At 67.0% G+C, this 4158-nt stretch carries 4 protein-coding genes and 2 pseudogenes; all 6 read right to left on the minus strand.

Annotation, left to right across the window (positions count from 1 at the left end):
• A pseudogene (locus tag Q7J26_RS03780) lies at positions 1–471 on the minus strand (energy transducer TonB); the annotation flags it as partial.
• A 30-nt stretch (positions 472–501) separates the two neighbouring features.
• Positions 502–1062: an adenylate kinase gene (locus tag Q7J26_RS03785; RefSeq protein WP_304935175.1), complete on the minus strand. Its 561-nt coding sequence runs from the start codon at positions 1060–1062 to the stop codon at positions 502–504.
• Between the two features lie 48 nt (positions 1063–1110).
• The gene (secY, locus tag Q7J26_RS03790; protein ID WP_304935176.1) at positions 1111–2490 is read right to left on the minus strand and encodes a preprotein translocase subunit SecY; all 1380 of its coding nucleotides are present in this window, start codon (positions 2488–2490) and stop codon (positions 1111–1113) included.
• A 262-nt stretch (positions 2491–2752) separates the two neighbouring features.
• Positions 2753–3214 (minus strand): annotated as a pseudogene (gene rplO, locus Q7J26_RS03795) (50S ribosomal protein L15); the annotation flags it as partial.
• 261 nt (positions 3215–3475) lie between these two features.
• Positions 3476–3664, minus strand: coding sequence for a 50S ribosomal protein L30 (rpmD, locus tag Q7J26_RS03800; RefSeq protein WP_183194946.1), 189 nt, complete (start codon positions 3662–3664; stop codon positions 3476–3478).
• Between the two features lie 2 nt (positions 3665–3666).
• Positions 3667–4158, minus strand: a 492-nt coding sequence (gene rpsE / locus Q7J26_RS03805; RefSeq protein WP_304935178.1) for a 30S ribosomal protein S5, incomplete at its 5' end; no start/stop codon positions are given.

Consider the following 4158-nt stretch of genomic DNA (forward strand, 5'->3'; position numbering starts at 1 on the left):
GCTGGTCATCAGGCGCGGACCGGTCGCGCCGCTTCCAGGGCCTGAGCCCGAGCCGACGCCAGTGCCGCTGCCGGTCCCCGCCCCGCCTTGGCCGAACCCGGGCTCGGGCGAAGGGCTCGGGGCGACGCCGACGACCGGGGCGGGCTGGGGCGCTAGGCGAGGCGGCGCCGGCAGTTCGCGCGGACGCTCCTGTTTCGGCGGCGGAGGTGTGTGAATGCGCGAGGGCGCGGCCGGCGCACCGCCGCCTGTCTCCGGCGCCGGCGGCTCCAGCGAGATCGGCGGAGGCGGATCATACAGGACGACCTCGACGGCCGGCCCCTCGACGATCGGCGCCTCGGGCGCCCTGCCCTTCACCTGACCCAGCAGCAGGAACAGGCCGAATTCGACCACGGCCACCCCGGCGAAAACGGCGAAGGCGCGCCAGCGATTGCGGGCGCGCCTTCGTTCATCAGGGGTCTTGGCGTCGGACATCGGTCGCTTAACGCCCGACGCCCGGTTTGGTCACGCCAGAGCTTCGTCAATCGCCTTGGCGACGGACTCGATGGAGCCCATGCCGTCCGCCTCGGTCAGCTTGCCCTGGGCTTCGTAATAGGGAAGCAGCGGGGCGGTGTTGCGGTTGTAGGCGTCCAGACGCACCACGAAGGTGTCGGGATTGTCGTCGGGACGGCCCTGTTCGGCATAGCGTTTGGCGATCCGCTCCAGCAGGGCCGAATCATCGACCTTCAGCCGGACGACCGCGTCGATCTGGGATCCGCGCTGGGCCAGCATCGCGTCCAGGGCCTCGGCCTGGGCCACGGTGCGGGGGAAGCCGTCGAAGATGGCGCCGCCGGCGGCCTCCGCCTCGGTCAGGCGGTCCTCGATCAGGGCGATGACGATCTCGTCCGTGACCAGATCGCCGCGCGCCAGCACGTCCTTGACCTTGAGCCCCAGTTCCGAGCCCGAGGCGATGGCGGCCCGCAGCATGTCGCCGGTCGAGAGCTGGACCATGCCCCGCTCTTCGACCAGCCGCTTGGCCTGTGTCCCCTTGCCCGCCGCCGGCGGTCCGAACAGGATCAAGTTCACGCGTAAGCCCTCCCCAGGCGTCTTCTTATCAACTCAGCGACGCACGGGTCAGCGACGAACAGGCGTGGGCGCGCCACGACCGCCGCGACCGCGCAGCTTGGCCTTCTTGATCAGGCCCTCGTACTGGTGCGCCAGCAGTTGGGACTGGATCTGGGCCACAGTGTCCATCGTGACCGACACGACGATCAAGATAGACGTTCCTCCGAAGTAGAGGCTGTTGCCCATCTGGGCGACCATGAACTCGGGCAGCAGGCAGACGGCGGTGATATAGGCCGCGCCGATGACCGTCAGACGGGTCAGGACATAGTCCAGATATTCGGCCGTGCGCTTGCCCGGACGGATGCCCGGCAGGAAGCCGCCGTACTTGCGCAGGTTCTCGGCCGTGTCCTCCGGGTTGAAGGTGATCGAGGTGTAGAAGAAGCAGAAGAAGATGATCAGGGCCGCATACAGGGCCATGAACAGCGGCTGGCCGTGCGTCAGCTGGGCCGTCACCAGCGGCAGCCAGCTCAGATAGCCGGGCAGGTCCGCATTGGCGGTCAGGCTGGCCACCGTGGTCGGCAGCATCAGCAGCGACGAGGCGAAGATCGGCGGGATGACCCCGGCGGTGTTGACCTTCAGCGGCAGGAACGAACGCTCGCCCCCGGCCATGCGGTTGCCTTCCTGGCGCTTCGGATACTGGATCAGAAGCCGGCGCTGGGCGCGTTCCATGAAGACGATGAAGACCACGGTCGCCACGGCCAGGACGGCGATGAACAACAGGGCGAAGGCGGACATCTGACCCTGTTGGGCCAGGCCCAGCATGCGGGCGATGGTGGACGGCAGGACCGCCACGATGCCGGCGAAGATGATCAGCGAGATGCCGTTGCCGACGCCGCGCGCCGTCACCTGCTCACCCAGCCACATCAGGAACATGGTGCCGCCCGTCAGGGTCACGACGGTCGAGACCAGGAAGAAGATCCCCGGATTGTCGACCAGACCCGGCTGGGCGTTCAGACCCGCGGCGATGCCGAGGGACTGGGCCAGGGCCAGGAACACCGTCAGATAGCGGGTGTACTGGTTCAGCTGCTTGCGGCCGCTTTCGCCGCCTTCCTTCTTCAGCTTCTCCCAGGGCGGATACACGGTGCCCATCAGCTGCACGATGATCGACGCCGAGATATAGGGCGCGACGTTCAGCGCGAAGATGGCCATCCGCTCGACCGCGCCGCCCGAGAACATGTTGAACATGTCCAGGATGCCGCGCTGACCCGACGGGTCTTGGAAGAACTGCAGGAAGGCCTGCGAATTGATGCCCGGGATCGGCACGTAAGTACCGATGCGATAAACCAGCAAGGCGCCCAGCGTGAACAGCAGGCGCTTGTGCAGCTCGGTCGCTTTCGCGAACGAGCCCATGTTCATATTGGCGGCGAGTTGTTCTGCGGCCGAAGCCATTATGCGTCCCCACGACTGACTGAGTCGTCAGATAGGCGGAAAGCGGCCCTCATGCGAGGGCCGCTTCCGTTGTTTCGTCGTCGCAGGTGTAATCAGGCCACGGCCTAGTTCAGCCGCGACGACGCGTTGCTTAGGCCTTGGCGGCGGCGCGCTTGGTGCGGGCCGAGATCTTGTTCTCGTCGCCCAGACGCGGCTTGGCGGCAGGAACCTTGCCCTTGGCCAGGTTGCGCTTCTCGACGCGCGCAGCGGCCTTGGCTTCAGCGGCGATACGTTCTTGGACGACCGAACCGCCGGCGGCTTCGATGGCCTTGATGGCGCCCGAAGAGGCCGACCAGACGACCAGGTTCAGGGCTTGCTTCAGCTCGCCGGTGCCCAGCAGACGCACGCCGTCCTTGACGCGACGGATCACGCCGGCGGTGACCAGGGCGTCGCCCTTCAGTTCCGACTTGGCGTCCAGCTTGCCGGCGTCGATGGCGTCCTGCAGGCGCCACAGGTTCACTTCGGCCAGCTTCAGGGCGTTCGGGTTGTTGAAGCCGCGCTTGGGCATGCGCATGTACAGCGGCATCTGGCCGCCTTCGAAGCCCAGCAGGCTGACGCCGGTACGCGACTTCTGACCCTTGACGCCGCGGCCCGAGGTCTTGCCCTTGCCCGAACCGGGGCCACGGCCGACACGCATGCGCTTCTTGTGCGCGCCTTCGTTGTCGCGGATTTCGTTCAGTTTCATATGCCTGATCCTTTCGGGTTCTAGCGCCCGGATATTCGTCCGGACTCGGCGTTCAAAGTTTGTCGTCTCCCTCCCCCGCGGGGGAGAGTGGTCGGCGGAGCCGACCGGGTGGGAAGCGCTCGGAGAGCTCGTCCCGAATATCTCAAGGTCGGGCGCTATAGCGGCTCCCCGAACAGCAGTAAAGGCGACTCTTGCGAGCCGCCCCCACCGGGTCGCTTGCGCGACCGGCCCTCCCCCGAGGGGGAGGGAGAGTCTTTCGTCTTACTTTTCGACGATCTCGGTCAGGTGGGCGACCTTGGCGATCATCCCACGAACCGAAGGCGTGTCTTCCAGGGTCGATTCACGACCCAGGCGGTTCAGACCCAGGCCCACCAGGGTGGCGCGCTGGTCGTTCTTGCGGCGGATCGGCGAACCGGTCTGCTTGACGGTGACGGTCTTTTGCTCGGCCATGATTAGGACTCCACAGCTTCGGGCGCCGAGGCGCCGTCGTTGCGACGGCCCATCAGATCCGCGACCTTCTTGCCGCGCTTGGACGCGACTTGACGGGGCGAGGACTGGACCTTCAGCGCTTCGAACGTCGCGCGGATCATGTTGTAGGGGTTCGACGAGCCGGTCGACTTGCCCACGACGTCCTGGACGCCGAGGGTTTCGAGCACGGCGCGCATCGGACCGCCCGCGATGACGCCGGTCCCGGGAGGGGCGGCGCGCATCATGATCTTGCCGGCGCCCCAACGGCCGTTGCCGTCGTGGTGCAGGGTGCGGTTCTCGCGCAGCGGCACGCGGATCATCGTCTTCTTGGCTTCCTCGGTCGCCTTGCGGATGGCTTCCGGCACTTCGCGCGCCTTGCCGTGACCGAAGCCGACGCGGCCCTTGCCGTCGCCGACGACCATCAGGGCGGCGAAGGAGAACCGGCGGCCGCCTTTGACGGTGGCCGCAACGCGGTT

The sequence above is a fragment of the Brevundimonas sp. genome (assembly GCF_030656255.1).
In the GTDB taxonomy this organism is placed as follows: Bacteria; Pseudomonadota; Alphaproteobacteria; order Caulobacterales; family Caulobacteraceae; genus Brevundimonas.

What these genes read in the sequence shown, in the direction of transcription:
- rpmD (WP_183194946.1), bottom strand. Translation starts at nt 3,664, where the DNA reads ATGGCCGAGCAAAAGACCGTCACCGTCAAGCAGACCGGTTCGCCGATC.
- secY (WP_304935176.1), bottom strand. Translation starts at nt 2,490, where the DNA reads ATGGCTTCGGCCGCAGAACAACTCGCCGCCAATATGAACATGGGCTCG.